General features: G+C 71.7%; 20 protein-coding genes. 8 read left to right on the top strand and 12 right to left on the bottom strand.

All coding sequences use genetic code 11. From position 1 onward, the window contains the following. Nucleotides 1–67: 67 nt before the first annotated feature. From STRNI_RS14430 to STRNI_RS14445, 4 genes are read right to left on the bottom strand one after another with little or no spacing between them, the layout of a single operon-like run. Nucleotides 68–685, bottom strand: coding sequence for a GTP-binding protein (locus STRNI_RS14430; RefSeq protein ID WP_018087441.1), 618 nt, complete (start codon nt 683–685; stop codon nt 68–70). Nucleotides 686–722: 37 nt separating this feature from the next. After that, on the bottom strand, nt 723–1,121 hold the full coding sequence (locus STRNI_RS14435; RefSeq protein ID WP_026169253.1) for a DUF742 domain-containing protein: 399 nt from the start codon (nt 1,119–1,121) through the stop codon (nt 723–725). After that, on the bottom strand, nt 1,118–1,609 hold the full coding sequence (locus STRNI_RS14440) for a roadblock/LC7 domain-containing protein (protein ID WP_266450226.1): 492 nt from the start codon (nt 1,607–1,609) through the stop codon (nt 1,118–1,120). The genes STRNI_RS14435 and STRNI_RS14440 overlap by 4 nt, the downstream gene beginning before the upstream one ends. Beyond that, entirely contained in the window at nt 1,606–4,563 is a 2,958-nt protein-coding gene (locus STRNI_RS14445; RefSeq protein ID WP_277411362.1) for a sensor histidine kinase, read from the bottom strand. The genes STRNI_RS14440 and STRNI_RS14445 overlap by 4 nt, the downstream gene beginning before the upstream one ends. A gap of 619 nt (nt 4,564–5,182) precedes the next feature. Here STRNI_RS14445 and STRNI_RS14450 point away from each other — a divergent pair. Next, nucleotides 5,183–6,028 carry a hypothetical protein gene (locus tag STRNI_RS14450; RefSeq protein ID WP_109896465.1) on the top strand — a complete coding sequence of 282 codons (846 nt, stop codon included), beginning with the start codon at nt 5,183–5,185 and terminating at the stop codon, nt 6,026–6,028. A 137-nt stretch (nt 6,029–6,165) separates the two neighbouring features. Here STRNI_RS14450 and STRNI_RS14455 read toward each other — a convergent pair whose 3' ends face one another. Continuing rightward, on the bottom strand, nt 6,166–6,669 hold the full coding sequence (locus STRNI_RS14455; RefSeq protein WP_018087446.1) for a MarR family winged helix-turn-helix transcriptional regulator: 504 nt from the start codon (nt 6,667–6,669) through the stop codon (nt 6,166–6,168). A gap of 284 nt (nt 6,670–6,953) precedes the next feature. Here STRNI_RS14455 and STRNI_RS14460 point away from each other — a divergent pair, with 284 nt between their 5' ends. Next, entirely contained in the window at nt 6,954–7,811 is an 858-nt protein-coding gene (locus STRNI_RS14460) for a lysozyme (RefSeq protein WP_277411363.1), read from the top strand. A 109-nt stretch (nt 7,812–7,920) separates the two neighbouring features. Here STRNI_RS14460 and lon read toward each other — a convergent pair whose 3' ends face one another. Beyond that, the gene (gene lon / locus STRNI_RS14465) at nt 7,921–10,329 is read right to left on the bottom strand and encodes an endopeptidase La (RefSeq protein ID WP_159486181.1); all 2,409 of its coding nucleotides are present in this window, start codon (nt 10,327–10,329) and stop codon (nt 7,921–7,923) included. A 202-nt stretch (nt 10,330–10,531) separates the two neighbouring features. After that, entirely contained in the window at nt 10,532–11,365 is an 834-nt protein-coding gene (locus STRNI_RS14470) for a pentapeptide repeat-containing protein (RefSeq protein WP_159486183.1), read from the bottom strand. Between the two features lie 176 nt (nt 11,366–11,541). Here STRNI_RS14470 and STRNI_RS14475 point away from each other — a divergent pair, with 176 nt between their 5' ends. Further along, nucleotides 11,542–12,039, top strand: coding sequence for a YfbM family protein (locus STRNI_RS14475; RefSeq protein ID WP_159489042.1), 498 nt, complete (start codon nt 11,542–11,544; stop codon nt 12,037–12,039). 93 nt (nt 12,040–12,132) lie between these two features. Beyond that, a complete protein-coding gene (locus STRNI_RS14480) occupies nt 12,133–12,675 on the top strand; it encodes a hypothetical protein (RefSeq protein WP_106430793.1) in 543 nt (180 codons plus the stop codon). A gap of 107 nt (nt 12,676–12,782) precedes the next feature. Here STRNI_RS14480 and STRNI_RS14485 read toward each other — a convergent pair whose 3' ends face one another. Together STRNI_RS14485 and STRNI_RS14490 are read right to left on the bottom strand one after the other, a co-directional pair. Further along, nucleotides 12,783–13,241: a DUF4279 domain-containing protein gene (locus STRNI_RS14485; protein ID WP_277411364.1), complete on the bottom strand. Its 459-nt coding sequence runs from the start codon at nt 13,239–13,241 to the stop codon at nt 12,783–12,785. A 163-nt stretch (nt 13,242–13,404) separates the two neighbouring features. After that, nucleotides 13,405–14,265 (bottom strand): rhomboid-like protein, encoded by an 861-nt coding sequence (locus STRNI_RS14490; RefSeq protein ID WP_277411365.1) that lies wholly within the window; start codon nt 14,263–14,265, stop codon nt 13,405–13,407. 277 nt (nt 14,266–14,542) lie between these two features. Between STRNI_RS14490 and STRNI_RS14495 the strand changes: the two genes are divergently transcribed. The 4 genes from STRNI_RS14495 to STRNI_RS14510 all read left to right on the top strand — a co-directional run bounded on the left by STRNI_RS14495 (nt 14,543) and on the right by STRNI_RS14510 (nt 21,275). Further along, the gene (locus tag STRNI_RS14495) at nt 14,543–15,307 is read left to right on the top strand and encodes a spermidine synthase family protein (protein WP_277411366.1); all 765 of its coding nucleotides are present in this window, start codon (nt 14,543–14,545) and stop codon (nt 15,305–15,307) included. 74 nt (nt 15,308–15,381) lie between these two features. Further along, nucleotides 15,382–16,122, top strand: a complete 741-nt coding sequence (locus STRNI_RS14500) for a response regulator transcription factor (RefSeq protein ID WP_018087455.1) — start codon at nt 15,382–15,384, stop codon at nt 16,120–16,122. Beyond that, the gene (locus STRNI_RS14505; protein WP_018087456.1) at nt 16,119–17,252 is read left to right on the top strand and encodes a HAMP domain-containing sensor histidine kinase; all 1,134 of its coding nucleotides are present in this window, start codon (nt 16,119–16,121) and stop codon (nt 17,250–17,252) included. Before STRNI_RS14500 ends, STRNI_RS14505 begins: the two co-directional genes overlap by 4 nt. A 237-nt stretch (nt 17,253–17,489) precedes the next feature. Beyond that, nucleotides 17,490–21,275: a multifunctional oxoglutarate decarboxylase/oxoglutarate dehydrogenase thiamine pyrophosphate-binding subunit/dihydrolipoyllysine-residue succinyltransferase subunit gene (locus STRNI_RS14510; RefSeq protein WP_018087457.1), complete on the top strand. Its 3,786-nt coding sequence runs from the start codon at nt 17,490–17,492 to the stop codon at nt 21,273–21,275. Nucleotides 21,276–21,374: 99 nt separating this feature from the next. Here STRNI_RS14510 and fxsT read toward each other — a convergent pair whose 3' ends face one another. From fxsT to STRNI_RS14525, 3 genes are all read right to left on the bottom strand, one after another. Then, nucleotides 21,375–24,386, bottom strand: coding sequence for an FxSxx-COOH system tetratricopeptide repeat protein (gene fxsT / locus STRNI_RS14515; protein ID WP_159486191.1), 3,012 nt, complete (start codon nt 24,384–24,386; stop codon nt 21,375–21,377). Nucleotides 24,387–24,519: 133 nt separating this feature from the next. Next, the gene (locus STRNI_RS14520) at nt 24,520–25,695 is read right to left on the bottom strand and encodes an FxsB family cyclophane-forming radical SAM/SPASM peptide maturase (protein ID WP_018087459.1); all 1,176 of its coding nucleotides are present in this window, start codon (nt 25,693–25,695) and stop codon (nt 24,520–24,522) included. A 159-nt stretch (nt 25,696–25,854) separates the two neighbouring features. Continuing rightward, a complete protein-coding gene (locus STRNI_RS14525) occupies nt 25,855–26,073 on the bottom strand; it encodes a YxD-tail cyclophane-containing RiPP peptide (protein ID WP_018087460.1) in 219 nt (72 codons plus the stop codon). Nucleotides 26,074–26,177 lie beyond the last annotated feature (104 nt).

Here is a 26,177-nt window from a genome sequence, read left to right on the forward strand (position 1 = left end):
CTCTATTACTGCTGGTTGTTCGGAGGTGAGTGTGGGGAGGGGGAGGGGCGCGACCTGACGGGTCCGGTTACTCCGGTGCGGTCTCCAGTGCGTGGCCGACCAGTGCGAGCAGCGACTCGATCACCGTGGTCCGCTTCCGCGCATCCATGATCACTACGGGTACCTGCGGCGGCACGGTCAGCGCGTCGCGGACGTGCTCGACGGCGAAGGACTCGGTCCCCTCGAAGTGGTTGACCGCGACGACGTACGGCAGTCCGCAGCTCTCGAAGTAGTCGAGCGCCGGAAAACAGTCCTCCAGGCGGCGGGTGTCGGCCATCACGATCGCGCCGATCGCGCCGCGCACCAGGTCGTCCCACATGAACCAGAAGCGCTGCTGTCCGGGCGTGCCGAACAGGTACAGCACCAGTTCCTGGTCGAGGGTGATCCGCCCGAAGTCCATCGCGACCGTGGTCGTGGTCTTCTCCGGGGTGGCGGTCAGATCGTCCGTATCGGCGCTGGCCTGCGTCATCACCGCTTCGGTCTGGAGCGGGGTGATCTCCGAGACCGATCCGACGAACGTGGTCTTGCCGACACCGAAGCCGCCCGCCACCACGATCTTGGTGGCGATCGGTGCCCGCGAACGGTCCGTCTGCCAGCTCTGCAGCCCCGCGTCGGCGGCCGTGGCCGCCGGGTCGGCCTGACCCACGGAACCGGCGGTCGCCGTCGATCCGGCCGATATCGTGTCAGAGCCTGTGAAGTCCACTCAGCACCCTTTCGAGCAGCGCGCGGTCGGGCCGGCCGGTGCCGTGCCCGGTGCCGTAGACGCGAATCTTTCCCTGGTCGGCGAGGTCGCTGAGCAGTACACGGACCACGCCCAGCGGCATCTTGAGGAGCGCGGAGATCTCCGCGACCGAGCGCATCCGGCGGCACAGCTCGACGATCGCCCGCATCTCCGGCATCACCCGGTCGCCCCAGCCACCGGAGGTGAGCTCGCGGCGCTCCTCGGGCGCCTCCAGCGCGGCCACGAACGTCTCGACGAGCAGCACATGGCCGAACCGTGTCCGGCCGCCGGTGAGCGAGTACGGCCGCACGCGCGAGGGTTTCCGGTCCCCACGTACGGGGAGTTTTGGACTACTACTCACTGGGCGCTCTCCATCGACTTGCGCAATTCGCTGCGGAGTTCGGGGGTGAGGACATGGCCGGCCCGGCCGACGAACAGCGCCATGTGGTAGGCGATGACGTTCATGTCGCAGTCCGGGGTGGCATGCACACCGAGCAGCGAACCGTCGCTGATCGACATGACGAACAGGCTGCCCTCGTCCATCGTGATCATCGTCTGCTTGACCGACCCGCCGTCCATGAGCTTCGCGGCACCGTTGGTGAGACTGCCGAGCCCGGACACGATGGTGGCCAGATCCGCGCTGGATCCCCGCGGGCCGTCAGTCCCCGGCTGTGCCACCTCGTCCGCCCGGCCGGGGTCGGACGACAGCAGCAGCAGGCCGTCGGAGGAGACCACCGCGACCGAGCGGATACCTGGCACCTCGTCCACCAGGTTGGTCAGCAGCCAGTGCAGATTTCGTGCCTGGCTGCTCAGGCCTTGTCCGTAAGCAGTGGGCGCTTGCGCATTCAATCGCGTGCCTCCTCGACAACGTGGCTCTCTCCCGGGGCCCCCGCTCCGTCGGTGTCCGTCTGTGGGATGGTCTGCTCCGCTGTACTTCCCGCAATCTCGGCCTCGACTTCACGTCGGCCGACTCGCGCCCCCGCCTGAAAACCGCCGAGCCGGCGCCGCAGCGCCTCGGCGTTGGCCGCTCCGCTCTTGCGCGGGGCGGCGGGCGCCTGTTGCTGCGCCACGACCTTGGGCGTGCGCTTGGGCAGCCCCATCTCGGTCGTCCGCTGCTTCCCCGCGGGCGGGGCGGCAGCGGTCTGTGGGTCGGCCGGTGTGCCGGCCGGGGACGCGTCGGCCGGTGCCGCCGCGTCCGTGGGTGCCGCGTCCGTCCCGGCGCGCGTGTGCTGGTCCGGACCGATGGCGTACGGATCGGCCGCGGGCGCGTCGGACGTGTCGGGCCCGGAGGCCGGGGCGGCATGCCGTCCGGTGTCCGCGGGCGCCGGTTCCCCTGCCGGGAGCGGCTCCTCCTCGGGGCGCACATGCTCACCGCTGCCGCTGGTGGTCGCGCCGTACGGGCCGGGCGACCGCGGGCCGTACGGGCTCGGTTCGGACGCGGCGTACGTGGTGGGGCCGGACGGCTGCTGCGCGGCGGGCGCCGGTGCCGGTTCGGCCGGGGCGCCGAGCCCGGCGGCGTCGATCGCGCGTTCCGCGGCGGCGACGAACGGGTCGGCGGCGGGCGTCGGGTCCGCGTCCGCAGTGCCCTCCTGGCCGCTGCCCGGTACGGCGTCAGGCCGCTCACCGGCCCGGGGGGTGTCCTGGGCCGGGACCGCGGCGGGGGCCGCCGCGCCGTCCACCGCGGCCGCTTCGGCCCGCGACGCCCGCGCCGGCAGCGCGTTGGAGTTCGCCTCGGCGACCGAACCGGGCAGGCTCGGGGTGTGCGTCACCTCCCGGGACGCGGTGGCCGAGGAGGCCGTCGGACCCGGGCGGGTGGGCAGGATCGAGCCGGGCAGCACGATGACGGCGGTGACGCCGCCCTGCTTGGCGTCCCGCAGCTGGACCCGGACGCCGTGCCGGGCGGCAAGCCGCACCACGACGTACAGCCCGAGTCCCAGCGCCTCGTCGATAGTCTCCGAGGAGGAGGCCGCGTCGACGTCCGCCAGCCGCTCGTTGAGTTCGGCCATCCGCTCCGAGGTCATCCCTATGCCCTCGTCCTGGACCGAGAGCATGACCTCGCCGCTCTCCAGCAGCCAGCCGGACAGCTCCACATGGGCGTTCGGCGGCGAGAACGCGGTGGCGTTCTCCAGGAGTTCGGCGACCAGGTGGCTGAGGTCGTCCGCGGCGAACCCGGCGACCTGGGAGTGCGGCGGCAGCGACTGGATGCGCACCCGCTCGTACCGCTCGATCTCGCTGATCGCGGCGCGCAGCACATCCAGCAGCGGCACCGGGCCCTGGTGGTTGGTGCTGTGCTGTTCCGCGCCCGCGAGGACGAGGAGGTTCTCGCTGTTGCGGCGCATCCGCGCGGCGAAGTGGTCCAGCTTGAAGAGGGTTTCCAGCCGCTCCGGGTCCTGCTCGCTCTCCTCCAGCGACTCGATGACGTTGAGCTGGCGCTCCACGAGACCGAGGGTGCGCAGCGAGAGGTTGACGAACCGGCCGTGCACACCGTTGTGCAGGGCGGCCAGCCGCTCGGTGAGATCGGCGATCTCCTCCTTGAGCGTCTCGCCCTGCTCCTGGAGCACCTCGCGCTCGGCGACCAGCCGCTGCCGGCCGCCGATCAGCCGCTTGCGCTCGCCCTCCAGTTCGGTGGTGCGCCGCGCCAGCTCGCCGACCTGGGCGTGCAGCGCGTTGACGGACCGTACGGCGACGGCGAATTCGTCGTTGCGGCCCTTGTAGGTGATGGGCTCCTCGTGCGCGGGGTCCGCGGCCACCCGCTTGGCACCGATCCGCAGCGCCGCGAGCGGCTGGGTCAGGGAGCGGGCGGCCCAGACACCGACACCGACGGCCAGCAGCAGGCACAGCGCTTCCAGACCGATGCGGATCTCCAGCTCCGCCACCTCGTCGTCGCGCAGCGCGCCGAGCCGCTGGATGTCGGCGGTGGCCATGGCGGATTCGACGCCCCGCATCAGTCCGACGCGGGTGGTGAGGGTGCTCTGGACCCGCTGGCGGCTGAGCCGCAGATCGAGGGCGTCCAGACGGGGCTGGTCGGTCAGCCGGGTCAGATAGCGCTCGGCGGTGTTGACCTCCGCGCCGTTGACGGTGCGGTCGTAACGGTCCTGGCCGGCCTGGCTCGCGGTCTGCCGGAAGTCGCCCAGCGCGCCCTGTTCCCGGAGGTGGGCGACCTGGGCGAGGGTGGTCAGCCGGGGCTGGCTGCCCCCCGCGTTGAGCCCGGCGAGTAGCAGGGCACGGGTGCCCGCGGCCTGTTCGGCGGCGCGGCCGAGGGCGGGCAGCGCGCGGGTGTCGGCGTCGGCGGAGTCCGCGCGGGCCGGCAGTCCGCGGGCGATGTCGTCGCTGATCGCACCGAGTGCCTGAAGGGCCTCGGTGTAGGCGTTATAGGTCTGCTCGGCCGATCCGGGCCCCGACAGCGCCTTTTGACGGGTTTGCGGCAGTGCGGCCAGCAGCTTGGCGGCGGTCCGGTAGACGGCGGTGTCGCCCGAGGCGTCCTGGGCCTCGGAGCGCAGCTCGTCGATCTGCCGGTCCACACGGGCGCGCTGGGGCCGGGCGGCCGCGGCGCCGTCGGTTCCGGTGCCGCCCGTTCCCGCGGCGGTACGGCTGCCGCGTCCGGTGGCGGCATACGCGGTCATGGCGTCGCGTTCATCGGCGAGGGAGTGCGCGAGCGCGATGGCGCGGGCGTTCAGCTCGGCGAGATCGACCAGTTGCTGGCCGGTGTTGGCGTGGTCGGCCGTCGCCGCCAGACCGGGGGCGCCGGCGCCGATGACGGCGGCGGCCACCACGGCCACCGCCCCGACCAGCCGGTTGCGCACTCGCGCGGGACGCCGTCCCGTGGGCTCCTCACTGCCCGTCGTGTCCGGGCCCTTACCAGGAGCCGAGCCCGTGCCCGTTCCCGGGATCGAACCGGCCGGTGAACCCGGCTTCCCTGCGCCGCCTCGAAGCCGCATCTTCCGCACCGCTGCTCGCATTCCTGTCTCGCCTGCTCACGCCCTGTGGCGTCGCGGACCCGGCTCGCTCTCCGCTCGCGGAGCGGACCTGCGCGAGGACCGCAGCAGCGCACACTTCCGCGAAGGGAAACAGCCCGGCTCTGCGCGTCGCGACGAATGTCCTGACCTCACCCCAATGATCCGGGCAACGACCATTCCACCGGCGCCGCGCAGTGGCTCGGCAACACATGCCCGGCCACCTGAAGGAGTGAACATCACTCGGAGTTTGACCATCAACTTCCGCGCACCCGCGATTTCTGCCGCAACCCCTAGCAACCCCCGAACGGGTTTGGAGATGCGTCCCGGTCCTGGAAGGATGCGCGCCCGCATGCCGCCGGCCCGCTGACCCGTACTCCCGGTAAGCCCCCCGGCCGACCGGGCGCCGACGCCGACGCGGGCCCCCGCCGACCGGGGCGGGACCACCGCCTCCGGCAGACTTCCGGGTATGCACATCGCACTCGCCACCGAGCCGGGCGATCCCCAACGCCCAAACGAGGACTACGCATCGGTAGCCCTGCCGGCCTCCGGTCAGGGCGGAGCTCTGGTCCTGCTGGACGGTGTGACACCGCCGGAAGGGGACTACGGATGTGCGCACGGGGTGCCGTGGTTCACCGCGCGGCTCGGTGGCGCAATGCTCGAACTGTCGGTTTCACACCGGGATATGACGCTCCCTGAGGCTCTCGCCGCGGCCATCTCCCGGACAGCTGACGGCCACCGGGGCACCTGTGACCTTTCTCACGTCCGCACTCCGCAGGCAACCGTGATCGCCGCGCGGTGGTCCGGGGTCACCGTGGAGTACCTCGTCCTGTCCGATTCGGTGCTCCTTCTGGAGCGGGCGGACGGCTCGGTGGATCCGGTGCTCGACTCCCGGCTGGACGAACTGCCGCCCGCGGTCCGGGACCTGCGGGCCGCCGTACGGGCGCTGCCCCGCGGCTCGGCGGAACGGGCCGCGGCGGGGCGGGAGTACGGCCGCGCGGTCGAGGCGCTGCGCAATGCGGAGGGCGGCTTCTTCACCGCGGCCGCCGATCCGGCGGTGGCCGCCCGCGCGGTGACCGGCAGCACCCCGCGCGCCGGCCTCCGCTCCCTGACCGCCCTCAGCGACGGCGCGAGCCGCTGGGTCGAGGTCTTCCGGGAGGGCTCCTGGGCGGACTGTGTGGCCCTGGTGTCCCGGCAGGGTCCCCAGGCGCTGATCGACCGGGTGCGGGCCGCGGAGGCGGCGGACCCGGCGTGCGCGGCGTTTGCGCGCGGCAAGGCGAGGGACGACGCGGCGGTGATTTTTGTGGCGCCGTGACAATCACCGGCGGGCGGGTTTCTTTTCCCGTCGCGGGGGAACGGCCCCGCGGCGGTCGCCACGGCTGCGACCAGGGGTTTCCGCGATGTCCCGCCGCTCTTGCGGGGCTGACGCGGAACCCGGTGAAACGGCGGCCGCTACGCCTCGTCGCCCTCCTGCTCCGCGTTCAGCCGGTGCAGCAGCCGGGCGAGTTCGGCGACCTCGCCGCGGTCCCAGGAGGCGAGGCGGCGGGCGTACCGGGCGCGGCGGCCGGTGCGGACGCGGGTGAAGCGTTCGCGGCCCTCGTCGGTGATGCGCACCAGGACCGCGCGGCCGTCCGCCGGGTCCGGTTCGCGGGCGACGAGTCCGAGCTTCTCCAGGGCGTGCAGCTGGCGGCTCATCGTGGCCTTGCCGACCCCGAAGTAGCCGGCGAGGTCGGTGGCGCGCTGGGAGCCGGCATCGGCCAGCCGCACGAGGAGGCCGTATGCGGCGGGCTCCAGATCGGGATGCACCTCTCGTGCCAATTCGCCGGAAGAGGCACGCGCCCGGCGGAGAAATACCGCCAATTCACGTTCCAGGGCGAGAAATACGTGGTCCACACCAGTCGGCTCGCCGTCCGCCGTCGTCCCGTCGGCTCCGGTGTTGTGCACGTCAGCGCCCATTCCCGTGTTTCCTCACCTGAAAGTTTCCGCCATCGGCGGCCGAAGCCGCAGCTCGGCCAGTATTTCGCAGGATTAGACCAACGGCAGCCCAGCGACCCTCTTTTGTCACGTCGGTCTACGCGCGTACCGTGATTTCTGGCATGGCCATACCAAGCGGCCCGGGTATCCGCCGCGCGTCATGCACCTCGCACATCGGTGTCTCTGCACGCCTGCGCCATGCCGTCAGCTCCTCCCTCCGCTCCTCCCCCCTCAGGTCATCCCCACCGAGATCTTCGGAGGCACGTATGTCCGTGCTCAGATCCGGCTGCCCCCACCGCCCCGCACGCTCCCTCGCGACCGTGGCCGGGATCCTGCTCACCCTCGTCTCCCTCCTCCTCGGCCTGCCCGGCACCGCCGGCGCCGCGGCCGTGAAGCGCGCACCGGAACCCACCCACCCCGGTCAGGACTGGGCCGGTTCCCAGATCGCCCGGCACGAGGGCACGGCGGCCGGCGGCGCACCGCCGGCCGCCTCGCTCGCCTCCGTCGAAGGGGTGGACGTCAGCAGCCACAACGGCAATGTCGCCTGGTCGACCCTCTGGAACAGCGGCGTCCGCTTCGCCTATGTCAAGGCGACGGAGTCCACCAGCTACACCAATCCGTACTTCGCGCAGCAGTACAACGGCTCCTACAACGCCGGGATGATCCGCGGCGCCTACCACTTCGCCACCCCCAACACCTCCAGCGGCGCCGCCCAGGCCAAGTACTTCGCCGACCACGGCGGCGGCTGGTCCAAGGACGGCAAGACCCTGCCCGGCGCGCTCGACATGGAGTACAACCCCTACGGCGCGACCTGTTACGGGCTGAGCGCGGCCGGCCTGGTCAACTGGATGAAGGACTGGTTCGCCACCTACAAGGCGCGTACCGGCCGGGACGCCGTCCTCTACACCTCCACCAGCTGGTGGAAACAGTGCACCGGCAACTCCGCCGCCTTCGGCGCCGTCAACCCGCTGTGGATCCCGCGCTACGGCTCCTCGGCCGGTGAACTCCCGGCCGGCTGGGGCTTCCACACCATCTGGCAGTACACCTCCACCGGCCCGACGGTCGGTGACCACAACCGCTTCAACGGCTCGATGGACCGGCTCCGGGCGCTGGCGAACGGCTAGCACACCCCGGCGAACGGCCAGGACGTCTCCGCACACGCGGACGCGCCCCGAGACCGGCGCGGCGGCCGGTCCGGCCCCTCTGCGGGAGCCGGACCGGCCGTCGTCGTCCTCACGCCGCGGCCGGGACCTCAGACGCCGCCCCGTTCGACGCCGGTGTCAGCGCCAGCTCCAGCACCTGGCGGACATCGGCGACCGGGTGGACCTCCAGGGAGGCGAGGATCTCGGCCGGCACATCGTCCAGGTCCGGTTCGTTGCGCCGGGGGATGATGACGGTGCCGATGCCGGCCCGGTGCGCCGCCAGCAGCTTCTGCTTGACCCCGCCGACGGGCAGCACCCGCCCGGTCAGCGAGACCTCACCGGTCATCGCCACATCCGGCCGGACCTGCCGGCCCGACAGCAGCGAGGCCAGCGCCGTCGTCATCGTCACGCCCGCGCTCGGCCCGTCCTTGGGGACCGCGCCCGCCGGTACGTGCAGATGCACTCCGCGCTCCTTCAGGTCGGCGACCGGGAGCTCCAGTTCCGCGCCGTGGGAGCGCAGGAACGACAGCGCGATATGCGCGGACTCCTTCATCACGTCACCGAGCTGGCCGGTCAGCTGGAGCCCGGACGCGCCGGTCTCCGGATCGGCGAGTGAGGCCTCCACATAGAGCACATCGCCGCCGGCGCCGGTGACCGCGAGGCCGGTGACCACACCGGGCACCGCGGTGCGCCGCTCGGCCGGGTCCTGGGCCGACTCGGGGGTGTGGTGCGGCCGCCCGATCAGCGGGCGCAGCTGGTCCACTCCGACCGTGAACGGCAGCTTCCGCTCCCCCAGTTCGTGCTGTGCGGTGACCTTGCGCAGCAGCCTGGCGACCGTGCGCTCCAGATTCCGTACGCCCGCCTCGCGGGTGTATTCGCCCGCCAGCTTGCGCAGCGTCCCGTCCTCCAGGGTCACCTCGCCGGGCTCCAGACCGGCCCGCTCCAGCTGGCGCGGCAGCAGATGGTCCCGGGCGATGACCACCTTCTCGTCCTCCGTGTAGCCGTCCAGCCGGACCAGCTCCATACGGTCCAGCAGCGGCTCGGGGATGGCTTCGAGGACGTTGGCGGTGGCCAGGAAGACCACATCGCTGAGGTCGAGTTCGACCTCCAGGTAGTGGTCGCGGAAGGTGTGGTTCTGCGCCGGGTCCAGGACCTCCAGGAGGGCGGCGGCCGGGTCGCCCCGGAAGTCGGAGCCCACCTTGTCGATCTCGTCGAGCAGCACCACCGGGTTCATCGACCCGGCCTCCTTGACGGCCCGGACGATCCGGCCGGGCAGCGCGCCGACGTACGTACGGCGGTGGCCGCGGATCTCCGCCTCGTCCCGGACACCGCCGAGCGCGACCCGGACGAACTTGCGGCCCATGGCCCGCGCCACGGACTCGCCGAGCGAGGTTTTGCCGACCCCTGGCGGCCCGACGAGCGCCAGCACGGCTCCTCCGCGACGGCCGCCGATGAGACCGAGGCCCCGCTCGGCCCGCCGCTTGCGGACGGCCAGGTATTCGGTGATGCGCTCCTTGACGTCCTCCAGGCCGGCGTGGTCGGCGTCCAGGACCTCCTTGGCGCCGGCGATGTCGTAGGCGTCCTCGGTCCGTTCGTTCCAGGGCAGTTCGAGGACGGTGTCCAGCCAGGTGCGGATCCAGGAGCCCTCGGGGCTCTGGTCGCTGGACCGCTCCAGCTTGTCGACCTCCTTGAGGGCGGCCTTGCGGACGTCCTCGGGCAGGTCGGCGGCCTCGACCCGGGCGCGGTAGTCGTCGCCCTCGTCCTCCGGATCGCCGTTGAGTCCGGCGAGTTCCTTGCGGACCGCCTCCAGCTGCCGCCGCAGCAGGAACTCCCGCTGCTGCTTGTCGACGCCTTCCTGGACGTCCTTGGCGATGGACTCGGCGACGTCCTGCTCGGCGAGGTGCTCACGCAGCGCCTCGGTGGCGGACTTCAGCCGTGCGACCGGGTCGACGGTCTCCAGCAGCCGGACCTTCTGTTCGGTGGTCAGGAACGGCGAATAGCCGGAGTTGTCGGCGAGCGTCGGCACGTCCTCGATCTGCTGGACGCGGTCGACGACCTGCCAGGCGCCGCGCTTGCGCAGCCAGCTGGTGGCCAGCGCCTTGTATTCCGTGACGAGTTCGGCCACCGCTCCGGGCAGCGGATCGGGGACCTGCTCCTCGACGGTGGTGCCCTCCACCCAGAGCGCGGCACCGGGCCCGGTGGTGCCCGAACCGATCCGCACCCGGCCCAGGCCCCGGATCAGCGCGCCGGGATCACCGTCGGACAGCCGCCCGACCTGCTCGATCCGCCCGAGCGTGCCGATCCCGGCGTACTCCCCGTCGATGCGGGGCACAAGCAGCACCCGCGGTTTGTTACCCGAGGAGGCGGCGGCCTGTGCGGCCTCCACCGCCGCCCGTACGTCCGCGTCGGACAGGTCCAGAGGCACCACCATGCCGGGGAGCACGACCTCGTCATCGAGGGGCAGCACGGGCAGAGTGAGCGATGTGGACGTCGAAGCCATGATCTCCCCTTCGGCAAGCAAGTTGAGCTTTACTCACTCAATGCCGCCGGGCCGGGGGATGTTCCCCCGGGTGCGTTCGCTGTGAGCGATCAGGGAGTTGCCGCCGCCGGGCGGGGCCGCGGCGATCCGGGGGCACGGCCGGGCGCGCACCCGTTGATCAACGACGGTCCGGCGGGGAGCGAGCCGGACCGCAGCGGGACCGCTACCAGTGAGCGGGGCGGGTCAGGGTCTGCGGCAGCTCGGTGGCGGCGTCGCCCTTGGCCGCGTTGAGCTGCGACTGGGTGAGGAAGAGGGCGCCGGTGAGATCGGCGCCGGAGAGGTCGGCGGCGCGGAGATCGGCGCCGATCAGGTCCGCGGTGCGCAGATCGGCGCCCTTGAGGTCGGCGGCGATCAGGTAGGCCCCACGGAGGTTGGCGCCCCGGAGGTTGGCGCCCTTGAGGCGGGCCCCCACGAGGTCGGCGCCCCGCCGCTCCTTCTTGCGGCCCGGGATCCCGGCCCGTACGAGTTCGCTGGTGCGCAGCAGGAGGGCGTTGACCTCGCCCCGGTGGGCGGGCACGTCCAGCCCCGTGAGCTCCTCGGCGCCGGCGCGGGTGAGGCGTTCGGTCTTCTCCAGGGCGGCGCGCAGGTCGGCGTGGACCGGGCGGGCCGCCGGCCGGGTCAGCGCCTCGGCCAGGTACCAGAGGAGTTCGTGCAGCTGCCGCATGACGGGGAAGACGTCGAACATCTGCCGGGCGGTCCCCGGGGCCTGCCGCCAGTCCTGCCCGCCGAAGGTGACCTGGGAGACCTTCTGCCCGGCGCCGAAGCAGTCGAAGACGGTGCAGCCGGAGAAACCGCGCGGGCGCAGCTCGCTGTGGATACCGCAGCGGAAGTCCGTCCGCAGGTTCGGGCAGGGCCGGCCGGCGTCCTTGTCGATCGCGAAGTCCGCCGAGGCCGCGAACGGCAGCGCGACACAGCACAGCCCGAAGCAGCTGCCGCAGTCGGACTGCAGGCCGAGTTCCCCGACGTCCGGAATCGATGGCTTGCGTTCTGGGGACAAGGTGCGTGTACTCCTGCGACCGGCGGGCACCGCACGAGCCGTGCCCGGAAGGGACCGCCATTCTCCCAGCCGGCGCAGAGCCGCCGCGCCGGGCCGGTTCCTCTCGCTGCGGCCGGGGCCTTCCCGGCGCTCACCGGGCGTTGTCAGTGGTCGCCCCTAGCCTCGGGACCATGAGCATGATCGGAGAGTACGCGCGTGTCACTCCTGCCGAACTCGACCGCGCCCTGGGCGATCCGGAGTGGGCGCTGAAGCTGGTCAGCGGGCGGATGGAAGCCGAAGCCGCACAGTGCCCGGAGCCCGCGCCGGCGCGCTGCCTGGACATCGACAAGGCCTGGGACGCCCTCGGGTTCCTGCTGCGCCGCACGTCCTTCCCGGTGGACATCGTCCATGGCGAGGAGGCCGTCCCGGAAGCCGACGACTGGGGCTACGGTCCGCCCCGTTACCTCACCCCCGAGCAGGTGCGAGGCGCCGCGGAGGCGCTGGCGGGGATATCCGCGGAGAGCCTGACGGCCGGTGTCGGCCCGGCGGACCTCGCCGCGGCGGAGGTGTATCCGGTGATCGTCTGGGAGCGGGGCGAGCCACTGGACTATGTCAGCGCGCACTACGAGCTGTTGCGGCCCTTCTTCCGCGCGGCGGCGGACGAGGGGGACGGCATGCTCATGTGGCTCGGATAGCGGCGGACGGTCCGGGCGGATCCGCGGGAAAAGCCCGTCGCGACCGTCCTCACACCCCGTCATGACTGCTACCTTCACCGCATGTTGCAGCGGATGTCCGGAGTTTTCATCGGCGCATTCTTCGGGACGGTCTTCGTGGTCGCCAACGCCCACGACCCGCTGAATCCGGCGATCGGTATCGCCCTCCGGGTGCTCGCGGTGCTCACCTTCGCCGGGCTGCTCACGCTCGCGCTGCTGGCGGGGCGCCGCGGCCGGCCCGCGCCGGACGATGCCGAGGCACCTCAGGCGGACTGGTTCCGGGGGAAGTTCGCGTTCGTCGTGGGGGCCGAGGCGGTGCTGCTGATCGGCGGCAATCTCGCGCTGCGGGCGGCGGGCGCTCCCGAGCAGACCGCCGTGGCCTGGATCGCGCTGATCGTCGGTCTGCACTTCGTCGCGCTGATGGCGGTCTGGAAGCGGCGCAGCATCGCCGTCCCCGGCGCCACGCTGACCGCGCTCGGCGCGACCGGTCTGGGCATGGCGGCCACCTCCGCCGTGGCCTGGGTGCCGTTCGTCAGCGGAGTGCTCTCCGGTGTGGCGCTCCTGGGCGGCTGCGCCTACGCGATCACCCACACCTACCGGTCGACGGCGCGGCCGTAGCTCCTGCCGTCCGGACCGGCCGAGCCACGGGACGCCCGGCTTCCTCATGCTGCTGTCAAGCCGCCGGAATACGGCTCATTCGCCCAGGTGAGTACGGAGCCGCGTGCTCACCCGGCGTCGTTGTCTCCGGCCATGTCGTACTCGTCGACGTCGAGCGCGGCGCCGGTGGCACCGAGGAAGTCCAGGACCCTGCGGTCCAGATGCCAGCCGAGGAGGTTGGGGACATCGGCGGTGCCGGGCCGGGCGCGGTCGGTGTCGTTGAAGCGGCGCACCACTTGAAGCACTGCTCCGCCGCCGGTGCCGGCCAGATGCCGGGTGAGATCGGCGATGCGGTCCGTGTGGGCCTGGAGCCTGTCGAGAATGCGGGTGATCTGCTCGTCGACGCGCAGGCCCGGTTCCCGGCAGACGACCATCCACGAGTGATCGACCGGAACCGTCACCGGCTCGGTGAACCGGCTGCCGCGAACGGTTACCTCGTCAGGACTGATGCCCAGCTGGGAGGTCATGTCGTCCGCCGAGGTGTGCCGGCTGAACAGCGCGAAGTAGGCGTACTGGTCCAGTGCCATCCCGCAGAGGATAGCCGCGCGGGAAGTGGGCCGCCTGTGGTGATACGTGCCCCGGCAGTCAGGCAGCCGCGGTGACCGGAGGTGCGCGCCACACCCAGCCCCCTGGGCGACCCCACCCTGCGCAGAGCTCGGCCAACTCGCACAAGGCAGAGCCGCCTGACGCTCAGTACGTCCGCGCGCCCCGCAGGGCGGGGTGGCCCAGATCGCCGAGGAGCGGCGCGGCCGCGGCACGGTGGTCGCGCCAGCGGCGCAGCAGCGGCCAGCTCGCCACGCCCAGGGCGAGCGAGAGCAGATGCCCCCAGTCGCTCAGCGGGTCCACGTAGGCGAGCAGATCCGTCAGGGCCACATAGCCGACGCCGGCCAGCAGCGGCCAGCGCGACCAGGCGGGCAGCAGGCCGGCGAGGGCTCCGGTGCAGGTCATCACGCCGAAGCTGATGCCGTAGTCGAGGCGGTGCAGCGAGCTCTCCGGCAGCCGGCCGACGGCGACCGAGAAGGCGACGGGCAGTTCGGTGGCGAGGGTGGCGAGCACATGGCCGCCGAAGAAGACCGCGACGGTACGCAGCGCGCCGACCCGCCGCTCCAGCGCCGTCAGGACGAAGAGGAAGGCGACGGCGTACCCGGAGGCCATCCCGCCGGCGATCCACAAGGCGCTGGCGACCAGCACCAGCAGCGGGGCCTGGGCGAGATGGACGACATCGGTGCTGGAGCCGCGCAGCAGTTCGGAGACCAGCCCAGGGTCGGCGTACTCGGCGAAGAGCGAAGTGGCCGCGAGGAGCACGGCGTAGCCGAAGGTGAAGGGGGTGCCGAGGGGGGTGGGGAGCAGCCTCCAGGGCCGCCAACGCACCGCCGCATCAGGGGCGTTCGGCCCTTCCGCAACGGCGTCGGCCCGGGCCGTCCGGCCCCCGCGCTGCCGGGGGATGCCGGCCAGCAGGCCCGGCGTCCCGCCCCGACCGGCCTCCGGCCCCGGCGCGGCGGCCGGTTCACGACCGGTCCGTATTCTCTCTGCGGTTCCCAGCCAGCTCACAGTCCGAGGCCCCTTCCGTCCTGGCGCATCCGGTGAGCCACGCCCGTGTCCCTCGGCCGTGAATCTCTGCCCTGCTCTACGTCCCGGACCACCCTGCACGCTCAACCCATGAAGAACCTGTGAGAGTGATATCCATCACACGGGGCAACCGTCAGCAGACACTTCACGTCCGGGTATCCGGCGGCGAATACCGCCCAAAAGCGACCACCGAAGCGGCACCCGAGCGACCGCCCCAAAGCGTTGGACCGGCGCACCCCGTATTGGCCACCATGGCGCCATGGCTCCCGTGACACCGACGCAGGCAACGACCGGCGCCCCCGAGGCCCCGCGCACGCTCGACCGCCGCGAGGGTCCGTACGGCGAGGTGGTGCTGCGGCAACGGGCCGAACCCCCCGCAGCCCCCGGAACCGACGGCTCCGGCACCCCCGGGTCACCGGTGATCTACGAGATCATCGCCAACGGCTGCTTCCTGATGGACACCTCCGACGGCCGGTCCGAGCGGCTGCTGATCGACGCCGCGCTGGACGCGCTGCCGGCCGGCCGCCCCCGCCCCTCCGTGCTGATCGGCGGCCTCGGCGTCGGCTTCTCCCTGGCCCGTGCGGCCCAGCAGCCGCACTGGGGCCGGATCGTCGTCGTCGAGCGCGAGGAGGCGGTCATCGACTGGCACCGCACGGGCCCGCTGTCGGCCGTCTCGGCGGCCGCGCTGGCCGATCCGCGCAGCGAGATCCTGCACACCGACCTGGTCGCCCATCTGCGGACGGACGCGGGCCAGGACACCTACGACGCCCTGTGCCTGGACATCGACAACGGCCCCGACTGGACCGTCACCGAGGACAACGACAGCCTCTACTCCCCCGACGGGCTCGCCGCCTGCCGCGACCGTCTGACGCCCGGCGGAGTGCTCGCCGTCTGGTCCGCGCAGCCCTCGCCGGCCTTCGAGGACGCACTGCGAAATGCCGGTTTCAGCGGGGTACATACGGAAGAGATCCCCGTTGTCCGAGGCGTCCCCGACGCGGTCCATCTCGCGCGGAAGGGCGCGTAGCCGACAGTCACACCATGCCCGTACGCTGCTGCCCAGCAATACGCGACCACGCAGGGGACATGCAGGGGCGGGCGATGGACCAGACTCAGACAACGCAGGGCGGCGCCGCCGCGGCCACGCCGGGAGCCCAGCGCCGGGTCCTGGTCGTGGAGGACGACCCGACGATCGTCGAGGCCATCGCGGCCCGGCTGCGCGCCGAGGGCTTCCAGGTGCAGACGGCCACCGACGGCCCGGCCGCCGTGGACACCGCCGAGGCCTGGCAGCCCGATCTGCTGGTCCTCGATGTGATGCTGCCGGGCTTCGACGGCCTGGAGGTGTGCCGCCGGGTCCAGGCGCAGCGCCCGGTGCCGGTGATGATGCTCACCGCCCGGGACGACGAGACCGACATGCTGGTGGGCCTCGGCGTCGGCGCCGACGACTACATGACCAAGCCGTTCTCGATGCGGGAGCTGGCCGCCCGGGTGCATGTCCTGCTGCGCCGGGTCGAGCGCGCCGCACTGGCCGCCCACACCCCCCGCAGCGGCATCCTCCGGCTGGGTGAGCTGGAGATCGACCACGCCCAGCGCCGGGTGCGGGTGCGCGGCGCTGACGTCCATCTGACGCCCACCGAGTTCGATCTGCTGGTCTGCCTGGCGAACACCCCGCGCGCGGTGCTCTCCCGTGAGCAGCTGCTGGCCGAGGTGTGGGACTGGGCGGACGCCTCCGGGACCCGTACGGTCGACAGCCACATCAAGGCGCTGCGCCGCAAGATCGGCGCCGAGCGGATCCGCACGGTCCACGGCGTCGGATACGCCCTGGAGACCCCGTCCGCATGACGCGGTGGCCATGCACCCCCCTGCGCGAGCTGTGGCAGCGGGTCTGGGAGGGCCTGCGCCCGCTGGACCCGTACCGCTCGGTCAAGGCCGCGCTCGGGGCACTGGTCAGCGTCTCGGTGATCATCACCACACTGCTGGTGTTCGTCGCGATGCACTCGGCGACCGAGCTGCGGGTGATCACGATCTTCTCGATCATCGCCTCGCTGCTGATCACCCAGTTCGTGGCCAACAGCCTGACCGCCCCGCTCGACGAGATGACGGACGTCACCCGGTCGATGGCGCACGGTAACTACAGCCGCCGGGTCCGCTCGGAGCGCCGTGACGAGTTCGGCGACCTGGCGAACGCCTTCAACCGGATGGCCGCCGACCTGGAAGCGGTGGACACCCACCGCAAGGAACTGGTCGCCAATGTCTCGCACGAGCTGCGCACCCCCATCGCCGCGCTCCGTGCCGTCCTGGAGAACGTCGTCGACGGCGTCTGCGAGCCGGACCCGGAGACCATGCGCACGGCGCTGAAGCAGACCGAGCGGCTGGGCCGCCTGGTCGAGCACCTCCTGGACCTGTCCCGGCTGGACAACGGCGTGGTGCCGCTGCACTCCCGCCGCTTCGAGGTCTGGCCGTATCTGTCCGGGGTGCTCAAGGAGGCCAACATGAGCCGGGGCGCCGCCACCCTGTCGGGGCTGTCAGGGGTGGCCGGCTCCGGCACCCACACCCGTACGGACGTCCATCTGCACCTCGATGTCTCGCCGCCGGAGCTGACCGCGCACGCGGACGCCGAGCGGCTGCACCAGGTCGTCGCCAATCTCATCGACAACGCGATCAAGCACAGCCCCCGGCACGGCCGGGTCACGGTGCACGCACGGCGGGGCGAGGGGCCGCAGAGCCTGGTGCTGGAGGTGCAGGACGAGGGCCCCGGCATCCCCGAGGCGGAGCGCTACCGGGTCTTCGAGCGGTTCAACCGCGGCGGTCCGGCCCCCTCGGGCCCCGGCACCGACGGCGGTACGGGCCTGGGCCTGGCGATCGCGCGCTGGGCGGTGGACCTGCACGGCGGACGCATCGGCGTGGCCGAGTCGCCGCGCGGCTGCCGGATCCGGGTCACTCTTCCGGGGCTGGAGTCAGCTCGAAGCTGACGGCCGCTGACGTAGGGTCGATGGTGGAAACACTCCGCAGCGGGTGTGGTGGCGATCACTCGTACCCGCACAGAGGCAAACTTCGTGTGTTTCCCGCCAAGTCATGCCCTGAAACCCGACCGGGAATGTGACGTACGCGACGAGTACCCCTCCCGGCCTGCACCAAGGGTCACAACAGGCGTAGCCTTTATTCCCGCTGTCCACCACCTTAGGAAGCGGAAGAGGGCGGTTGCCGCCGTGTCGCTACAGTCCCCCAACAGCTCGAGCATCTCGACCGACCAAGAGGGGCAGGGTAAGAACCCTGCTGCTGCGTTCGGTCCCAATGAGTGGCTCGTCGACGAGATCTACCAGCAGTACCTCCAGGACCCGAACTCGGTAGACCGAGCCTGGTGGGACTTCTTCGCCGACTACAAGCCGGGCGGCGCCACCGCGCCGAGCCAGCCGGCGGAGGGTGCTGCCCCCGCTCCGGCCGCCCCGGCGCAGGCGTCCGCGCCCGCAGCGGAGCCGAAGCCGGCTGCCGCCGAGCCGGCCACCCCGGCGAAGCCCGCTGCGAGCGCTCCGGCACCGGCCAAGGCCGCTCCGGCCAAGGCTCCGGCGAAGGCGGCTGCGGCCAAGCCCGCCGCGAAGCCGGCCGCCGAGGAGGGCCAGGCCCCCGCCGGTCCCGAGTTCATCACCCTGCGCGGCCCCTCGGCCGCGGTGGCGAAGAACATGAACGCCTCCCTGGAGCTGCCGACGGCCACGTCCGTCCGCGCGGTCCCGGTGAAGCTGCTCTTCGACAACCGCATCGTGATCAACAACCACCTCAAGCGCGCCCGCGGTGGGAAGGTCTCCTTCACCCACCTCATCGGGTACGCGATGGTGCAGGCCCTCAAGGCCATGCCGTCGATGAACTACTCCTTCGCGGAGAAGGACGGCAAGCCGACGCTGGTCAAGCCCGAGCACGTCAACCTCGGTCTGGCCATCGACCTGGTGAAGCCGAACGGTGACCGCCAGCTCGTCGTCGCCGCCATCAAGAAGGCCGAGACGCTGACCTTCTTCGAGTTCTGGCAGGCCTACGAGGACATCGTCCGCCGGGCCCGTGACAACAAGCTGACGATGGACGACTTCACCGGAGTCACCGCGTCGCTGACGAACCCCGGCGGCATCGGCACCGTCCACTCCGTGCCGCGTCTGATGCCCGGCCAGTCCATGATCATGGGCGTCGGCGCGATGGACTACCCCGCGGAGTTCCAGGGCACCTCCCAGGACGCCCTGAACAAGCTGGGTGTCTCCAAGGTCATGACGCTGACCAGCACCTATGACCACCGGGTGATCCAGGGCGCCGCCTCCGGCGAGTTCCTGCGCATCATGAGCCAGCTGCTGCTCGGCGACAACGAATTCTTCGACGACATCTTCAAGTCGCTGCGGATTCCGTACGAGCCCGTCCGCTGGCTGCGGGACATCGACGTCTCCCACGACGACGACGTCACCAAGGCCGCCCGGGTCTTCGAGCTGATCCACTCCTACCGGGTCCGCGGCCACGTCATGGCCGACACCGACCCGCTGGAGTACCACCAGCGCAAGCACCCCGACCTCGACATCACCGAGCACGGCCTCACCCTGTGGGACCTGGAGCGCGAGTTCGCGGTCGGCGGCTTCTCCGGCAAGTCCATGATGAAGCTGCGCGAGATCCTGGGCGTGCTGCGTGACTCGTACTGCCGCACCACCGGCATCGAGTTCATGCACATCCAGGACCCCAAGCAGCGCAAGTGGATCCAGGACCGGGTCGAGCGCTCGCACAAGTCGCCCGAGCGCGAGGAGCAGCTGCGCATCCTGCGCCGGCTGAACTCCGCCGAGGCGTTCGAGACGTTCCTGCAGACCAAGTACGTCGGCCAGAAGCGCTTCTCGCTGGAGGGCGGCGAGTCCGTCATCCCGCTGCTGGACGCGGTCATCGACTCCGCGGCCGAGTCGCGCCTCGACGAGGTCGTCATCGGCATGGCCCACCGCGGCCGCCTCAACGTCCTGGCGAACATCGTCGGCAAGTCCTACGCGCAGATCTTCCGCGAGTTCGAGGGCAACCTCGACCCGAAGTCGATGCACGGCTCCGGCGACGTGAAGTACCACCTGGGCGCCGAGGGCACCTTCACCGGTCTGGACGGCGAGCAGATCAAGGTCTCGCTCACCGCCAACCCCTCCCACCTGGAGGCCGTGGACCCGGTCGTCGAGGGTGTCGCGCGCGCCAAGCAGGACATCATCAACAAGGGCGGCACGGACTTCACGGTCCTGCCGATCCAGCTGCACGGTGACGCCGCGTTCGCCGGCCAGGGCGTGGTCGCGGAGACGCTGAACATGTCCCAGCTGCGCGGCTACCGCACCGGCGGCACGGTGCACGTGGTCATCAACAACCAGGTCGGCTTCACCGCAGCGCCGGAGTCGTCGCGTTCGTCCATGTACGCCACCGACGTGGCCCGCATGATCGAGGCGCCGATCTTCCACGTCAACGGTGACGACCCCGAGGCCGTCGTCCGTGTGGCCCGTCTGGCCTTCGAGTTCCGCCAGGCGTTCAACAAGGACGTGGTCATCGACCTGATCTGCTACCGCCGTCGCGGCCACAACGAGTCGGACAACCCGGCCTTCACCCAGCCGCTGATGTACGACCTGATCGACAAGAAGCGCTCGGTGCGCAAGCTCTACACCGAGTCCCTCATCGGTCGTGGCGACATCACACTGGAAGAGGCCGAGCAGGCGCTGCAGGACTTCCAGGGCCAGCTGGAGAAGGTCTTCACCGAGGTCCGCGACGCCACGACGGCCCCGGCCGTCCCCGAGGTGCCGCAGCCCAAGGCCGAGTTCCCGGTCTTCGTGGACACCGCGATCTCCCAGGAGGTCGTCAAGCGGATCGCCGAGTCCCAGGTCAACATCCCCGAGCGGGTCACCGTCCACCCGCGTCTGCTGCCCCAGCTGCAGCGCCGCGCGGCCCAGGTCGAGGACAACGCCATCGACTGGGGCATGGGCGAGACCCTCGCCATCGGCTCGCTGCTGATGGAGGGCACCCCGGTCCGGCTCGCCGGCCAGGACTCCCGCCGTGGCACCTTCGGCCAGCGGCACGCCGTGCTCATCGACCGGGAGACCGGCGACGACTACACGCCGCTGCTCTACCTCTCCGAGGACCAGGCCCGCTTCAACGTCTACGACTCGCTGCTCAGCGAGTACGCGGCGATGGGCTTCGAGTACGGCTACTCCCTGGCCCGCCCGGAGGCGCTGGTCATGTGGGAGGCGCAGTTCGGTGACTTCGTCAACGGCGCCCAGACGGTCGTCGACGAGTTCATCTCCTCGGCGGAGCAGAAGTGGGGCCAGACGTCCGGCGTCACCCTGCTGCTCCCGCACGGCTACGAGGGCCAGGGCCCGGACCACTCCTCCGCCCGCATCGAGCGGTTCCTCCAGCTGTGCGCGCAGAACAACATGACGGTCGCCGCGCCGACCCTGCCGTCGAACTACTTCCACCTGCTGCGCTGGCAGGTCCACAACCCGCACCACAAGCCGCTGGTCGTCTTCACCCCGAAGTCGATGCTGCGTCTGAAGGCGGCGGCGTCGCGGACGGACGAGTTCACGACGGGCGGCTTCCGCCCCGTCATCGGCGACTCCACGGTCAAGCCCGAGGATGTCCGCAAGGTCATCTTCTGCTCCGGCAAGGTCTACTACGACCTGGAGGCCGAGCGCGAGAAGCGTGGCGCGCACGACACCGCGATCGTCCGCATCGAGCGCCTCTACCCGCTCCCCGGCAAGGAACTGCAGGCGGAGATCGCCAAGTTCTCGAACGCCGAGAAGTACCTGTGGACCCAGGAAGAACCGGCGAACCAGGGTGCCTGGCCGTTCCTCGGCCTCAACCTGATCGACCACCTCGACCTGGCCGTCGGCGCCGATGTCCCGCACGGTGAGCGGCTGCGCCGGATCTCCCGGCCGCACTCCTCCTCGCCGGCCGTCGGCTCCGCCAAGCGCCACCAGGCGGAGCAGGCACAGCTGGTCGCGGAGGCCTTCGACGCCTGAGGCGTCGGGGCCGCCGGATGACCGGTGGTGAAACAGCGGAAGGGCCCGTCCCCGGTGGGGGCGGGCCCTTCCGCGTGCGTGGGGCGCCTGCGCGGCTCACTAGACGGGCTGCGGTTCGAAGTCCCAGTACGGGCGCCGGCGACGCCGCGCTGACAGGGTGTGCGGGTGCTCGGCGCCCAGGGTCTCGGAGAGCTGCTGGATCGCCTCCTGTTCGAGCTTCGCCGCCTCCTGGCCGCGGCGGAGCGCCCGCAGGTCCTCGGACAGCGCCGTCTTCGCGGAGAGGGTCAGCGGATGGGTGTCGCCCAGCGTCACCTTGGCCCGCTCCAGGGTGACGCGGCCCAGCTCCACCGCGCCCTCCTCGTCGTCCACCCGGTTGCGCGCGGCGGCGGCGTTCAGCGCACAGCCCAGCGTCCAGGGATGGCCGGAGCCCATGGCCTCGGACATCCCGCTCAGCGCGCGCTCGGCGATGTCCAGCGCGTCCGCCGGGTCCCCGAACTCGCCACGGACCAGCCCGACGTTCGCGAGGGTGCCGACGGTGTACGGGTGGCGCTCGCCGGCCAGGGCGCGATAGCGCTCGGCGACCTCCTCCGCCAGGTCGCGGGCGTGCCCGAGATCGCCGTGCTCCCGCAGGAAGGTGGCGTGGTCCGCGCGCACCATCAGGGTCTCGGGGTGGCGGGGCCCCAGCACCCGGCGGGAGCGCTCGACGAGATCGGCCAGCAGGGTGGCGGCACGGGTGACCTCGCCGGAGCGGCGCAGGCACAGCGCGAGATTGTGCTCGGCGCGCAGGGTCTGCGGGGTGTGCGGGCCCATCACCTGCAGATGCAGCCGGGCGTTGAGCTCCTGGCTGGAGGTGGCGTCGCGGTAGCGGCCGAGCAGGCGCAGGGTGCGGGCGTGGGCGGTGCCCGCGTTGAGCGTGAGGTGGTGGCGGGCGCGCAGCTCGCGCTCCCGGAAGGCCAGCACCTCGCGATGGGTGACCAGCGCTTCTTCGTACCGGCCGAGCAGCGCCAGGACGCTGCCGAGGTTGTGCCGCGAGGAGAGGGTGCGGGGTGCCTCCGGGCCGAGCAGCTCGGTGTAGGCCCGCCAGACGGCGTCGAAGAGGTCGTAGGCCTGCTCGTAGGAGCCCAGCGCGATCAGCGTGCCGGCCAGCCCGTCCTGCGCCCGCAGCAGATCGGCGTCGGAGGGGTCCCGCTCGGCGGCGAGCTGGTCGACGACGGCGCTGCCGACCGCCTCGGCCTCGCGGTAGCGGCCGAGCCGGCGCAGCATGTTGGCGTGCTGGTGGGTAAGGACGAGCATGGTGCGCTGGGTGGCCGCGAGGCGGGTGCGCCAGCGGGACATGAACTGTTCGCACAGCCGCAGGCCCATGCGGTACTCGCCGCGGACCCGCAGATACTCCACGCAGTTGAGCAGCAGCTGCTGGACCGCGGGCTCGGGGCTGTCGAGGACGCCGGCCGGCTCCAGATGCGGGATGAGCTCGGCGTAGCGCTCCCAGTAGCGGGTGTCGGCGGGGTTTTGCGGATCGGCGGTGACCAGCACCCGGCAGGCGCACGCCGACATCAGATCGCGCTCGTCCTCGGCCATGTCGCTGCGCAGGAACCGGTGGTAGAGCCGGTGCATCAGCGCGGTCTCCACGGCCGGGTCGGAGTCCTGGGAGACCTGGTAGTCGAGGCGTACGGCGGTGGACTCGGTCAGCCGGCGCAGCGCGGTGTTCCAGCTGATCGGCTCGGCGGCCAGGTCGGCGAGGTGTTCGGGCAGGTCGCCGCGGCGGGCCCGGGAGAGCATCGGGACGGGGATGGTGTCCGGCGCGAAGAACGCGAACAGCTTGAGGAGTTCGACCGCGGCCGGGCTGCGTTCGCGCAGCGTGTTGAGAGTTATGGCCCAGCTCGTCTGGAAGGCCATGGGGTAGTCGGAGGAGATCCGGATGCCGACGAGGCTGGGCTCACCGCGGCGGATCAGCTCGATGTACTCCTTGGGGGACATCGGGTTGGCGTCGAGCCAGGCGGCGGTCTGGGCGAGCAGCAGCGGCAGGTCCTGGACGGCGTCGGAGAGCAGATCGGCTTCCATCGGGGTCAGCCGTGGGGCGCGCCGCCGTGCGTAGGCGACGCTCTCGACGCGGTTGAAGGGCAGCACCTCGATCTCCTGGGCGCTGCCGGAGCCCGACCAGTCGCGGGTGAGGGTGGTGATCAGGACATGGCCGCGGCCGTCGGGGACCAGGTCCTCGATCTGCTCCATGTCGTCGGCGCTGTCGAAGATCAGCAGCCAGCGGCGGTAGGGGCGGCCGACGCGGAGCGCTTCGTGGACGGCGCGGATGCGGTCGCCCAGCTCCCGCCCCACGGGGAGGCCGAGCCGGGTGGCGAGTTCGGCGAGCTGTTCGCGGGCGGCGCCGCGGTTGGTGGCGCTGATCCACCACACCACGTCGTAGTCGTTGCCGAAGCGGTGGGCGTATTCGGCGGCGATCTGGCTCTTGCCGACGCCGGAGGTGCCGTACAGCGCGATCCGGGTCTCCAGCGGCGGGCCCGCGCCCGCACCGGAGCCGGCCAGCTTGCCGTGCAGCGCTTCGAGGACGTTGTCGCGGCCGGTGAAGCGGTTGTTGCGGCGCGGGATGTTCCACACCTCGGGCGGGTTGTTCGGGAAGCGGGGCGCGCCCGGCGCGTCCTCGTCCACGGCCCGGCCCGGTCCCCCGATGCCGAGGCGCTGCAGGACCCGGCGGTTGGCCTCCTGGGCGTCCAGGTCGCGCAGGTCGGCGGGGCGCAGCAGGGACGCCGTGGCGGGCAGGCTCTGGGTGGCCACGCTCACCGCGGCGAACCGGTCGGCGTGCGCGGGCACCACCTCCCGCAGCGCGGCCGTCCACTCCTCCTGGGTCTTGGGGCCCAGCCGGAAATACCAGTCGTCCAGCACCATCAGCAGCCGGCCCTCGGCCTCCAGCAGCCCCGACAGCTCCTCCACCAGCGCGGTGTCCACCTTGGGGTCCCAGCGCAGCATGGTCGTGCCGTGGCCCTGCTGCTCCAGCTGATGGGAGATCCAGGCGGCCCAGGGCCGGGTGAACCCGGCGTAGCTGATGGTGATGTGTTCGTTGGAGCCGGTGGGACCGGAAAAGTGGGCCTGATCGACCATGCGACCGTCTCCCTGAGATGCGATGGTGCGCGCGTGGAGAGGCTGTCTCATCAGGCACGCCCTGGCTTTTTGGCACGATAGCCCAAGTGTCCCTCCATATGACGACAGTGCGTCAGGTCATCTCGGACGCCCGTCAGTTGAGGGCGACCGTGGCCTCCAGGCGGGCCGCGATGTGCCGGATCAGCCGTTCCAGGTCGGCGCAGTAGACGGACGGATTGCTGAATCCGCCGGCGTCCGCGCGATAGCGGTGGGCGTAATTGCCGCCGCCGCACACCTCCACCAGGGCGCAGCCGCGGCACTGTGCGCCGAGGCCGTCCCGGCCGCTGCGGCGGGCGGCCATGCCGGGGTGCGCCAGGGCGTCGTCGAAGCTGTGGTGGAAGACGTCGAGGCCGGTGGCGGCGGCGCCCTCGTAGGTGGATTTGAGCGAGTCGACCTGCTCGATGGCGCCGTCGGTGTCGACGACCAGGGCGACGACCGGGGAGAGCCCGACCGCCTCGCTGGAGCTGGGGCGGCCCAGGAGGAGGCCGAGGATCTCGGTGAAGACCCGCACCCGGGGACCGGAGCCACCGTCCCACCACAGGTCGAAGACGGTGCACAGCCAGTCGCCGTACGGGGCGCGGCCGGCCGGTCCGAGGGGGGCGGGCCGGGGGCCGGCGGCAGCCGGTGGAGGGCTGGACCAGTTGGCGTGCGGGAGGAGGAAGTCGACCATCGGGGGGTCCAGGGCGCGCAGTGAGCCGTAGACCTCGGCGGGGCCGGCGGTGATGTCGATGGTGCACAGGATGCCGGCGAACACCTCGGGCCGGTCGCGGAGCAGGCGTACGGCGCGGGAGACCGCGGGCCAGGAGGGCCGCCCGGCGTGATCGACACGGCGGCGGTTGAGGCCGGGGGTGCCGCCGTCGAGGCTGAGGCCGAGCCGGAACCCCGCGGCGCCGAGGGTGTCGATCATGTCCCGGGTCAGGAGCGTCCCGTTGGTCTGCACCCCGAATTCGGCGGTGCAGCCGGCGGGCAGCGCGGCGCGGACGGCGGCGGCCTGGTCGAGCAGCGGTCCGGGGCCGGTGAGCAGCGGCTCGCCGCCGTGCAGATCGATCCGGACCTCGCGCAGCCGGTGGGTGCGGGCGTGTTCGGCGATGCGCAGGGCGGTCTGGCGCATGGTGGCGGCCGGAACCGTCGGCGGGCGCGCGCGCCAGCTGCGGTCGGGCCCGGCGTAGATGTAGCAGTAGGTGCAGGCGAGGTTGCAGCGGCTGTGGACCTTGAGCACGAACTGCCGGAAGGGCACGACAGCGGTCGGGCCGGTCTTCTCCCCCGCCACGGGTCGCCCCCTGCTCTCGTCTGCCTGCGTCGAGGTACGGGCTCGCCAACTCCCGCCCGTTGTCTGGTACATGGCTCCGCACCCGGGCGAAGAACCGAATTCCCCCAGCAACTGGCCGGTTCCCTTGCACGTTTGCCCAAAAACAACCGTTCTCGACGGTCAGCGCAAGACCTTCTCCGGACCGTCCTCGTAGTACGCGACGGCGTCCTCCGCCGACGGCCAGTTGCGCAGCAGCAGCGCCGCCACCTCTCCCAGCACCGCATGGTCCGTCCGTGCCGCCAGAACGCCCACGTCGACCCCGGCAAAATCCGGCAGCCGCTCGGCCGACGGCCCCGGCGGGGCGGCCACAGCCGGTTCGGTGCGGGGGGTAGTCGCCACGCTGCTCTCCTCAGGCCGGCTGGACGGGTGTGTTCCCGAACTGCCGTCCACAGAAACACGTCCCGCTGCGGACGGCCAGGCAGCCGGACGGGTGCTCGGGGCGG

Source organism: Streptomyces nigrescens (genome assembly GCF_027626975.1).
Lineage (GTDB): Bacteria > Actinomycetota > Actinomycetes > Streptomycetales > Streptomycetaceae > Streptomyces > Streptomyces nigrescens.